Annotated in this window: 1 protein-coding gene; it reads left to right on the top strand. The window is 61.9% G+C overall.

Translation table 11 applies throughout. The features are described from left to right. The first annotated feature begins 74 nt into the window (after positions 1–74). Positions 75–1,199: an NAD(P)/FAD-dependent oxidoreductase gene (locus NKH97_RS33175; RefSeq protein WP_352760121.1), complete on the top strand. Its 1,125-nt coding sequence runs from the start codon at positions 75–77 to the stop codon at positions 1,197–1,199. The last annotated feature ends 327 nt before the right edge of the window (positions 1,200–1,526 follow it).

The raw sequence follows: 1,526 nt of genomic DNA on the forward strand, positions 1-1,526 counted from the left end.
ATCGCCATCTGGCCGATATGCGTGGAACGCCTTCGGTCGCTCAATCCACTCTCTACACAGTGAAAGAACATCTCATGGTTACATCTCATCAGGTCTCCAAGGTCGTTGTTGTCGGGGGCGGTATTTTTGGCGTCTCCTCGGCCGTTCATCTTGCAAGGCTCGGCATCGAGACCGTTCTGGTCAATGATGGACCGCTCGCCAAGGGGGCGTCCGGCCGCTCGCTCGCCTGGATGAATTCGGCGCGCAAGCGCTCGGCTGAGTATCATCGCCTGCGCATGATCGGTATCGACCGCTACCGCACGCTGTCGGCGAGATATCCGGATGCTGCCTGGCTGCGTTTCGACGGCGGCCTGACATGGGATGCCGACGATGCCTCAAACGAGATCGCCGATGTCTTCGCCCATGAAAAAGGCCTCGGCTATGATGCGCAACATCTGTCCGCGGGCGACATAGCGTTGGTCACGCCGGGTGTCTGCGCAAGCGCTGTCACACCGCAAGGCGCGATCTTCAACCCGGGCGAGGGCTGGGTCGACCTGCCGTCGCTGATCGAAATATTGATCGCGGAATTCGTGGAGCGTGGCGGGCGGCTTCTCACCGGCGCCGGAAGCGCTACCGTCACGGTCGCCAACGGCCGCGCAACCGGCGTCACGACGACCAGCGGCATCAGCTTCGCCGCCGACGCGGTGCTTCTAGCGACCGGTGCGGATGTGCCGCGAATGGTTGCCGACTCCGGTCAGCGTATCGCCGACGGGACACCGATCGCGCTGCTGGTCAGGACCAAGCCAGTCGACTTGCCGCTCCGCGCCGTGCTCAACACGCCGCGCGTCGCCGTCCGGCCAACGCCAGATGGCGCGCTCGCGCTCGATTCCGCCTGGTCGGAAGAAGAGGTGGTGGTCAATCCGGATGGCACTTATCGCGTAAACGCATCGACCATCCAGGGACTTCTCGACGAAGCGTCGAATGTTCTCGAGGGTCATCCGAAATTGGAACTGGACAGCTACGGTGTCGGGCCGAAGCCAATCCCCGGAGACGGTGAACCGGTCTTCGGCCAGTTGCGGGAGGTCAAGGGATACTACGTCGCCTTCAGCCACAGCGGCGCAACACTTGGCCTGATTGCCGGCGAACTGCTTGCAAGCGAGATCGCCACCGGGACAGAGCACCCACTCCTCGCAGGCTTTCGACCGGCTCGATTTTCTTGAGGAGCGCAACGACCTCTGCCGCGCACGCTGCCAATACCGCGTGGAGAGCCTCCGGCTTTAGATGGGTGTAGCGCTTCAACATTTTCCAGTCCTTGTGCCCAGTTACCAGTGCAACTTGTTAGATCGTGAACCCGGCCTCGAAAAGGCTGTCCCTTCGTGCCGCAAGTCATGAAAATGAAGGTCGTGGATGTCCAGGTCCGCGCACCCTAGACGGAAGGCGGTGCCGACTGACCTATGATTGAATGTATGCGGCTCGGGCCGCCGAACGAGGTCCCGTGGACAAGGTCCTCGTTACCCCACGCCATCCGTACACGAGAGGGCTGATCA

Origin of the sequence: Mesorhizobium sp. M0870, assembly GCF_040319775.1 — a bacterium.
Lineage (GTDB): Bacteria > Pseudomonadota > Alphaproteobacteria > Rhizobiales > Rhizobiaceae > Mesorhizobium.

Coding starts and splice junctions, on each gene's coding strand:
- NKH97_RS33175 (WP_352760121.1), top strand. CDS start 75: ATGGTTACATCTCATCAGGTCTCCAAGGTCGTTGTTGTCGGGGGCGGT.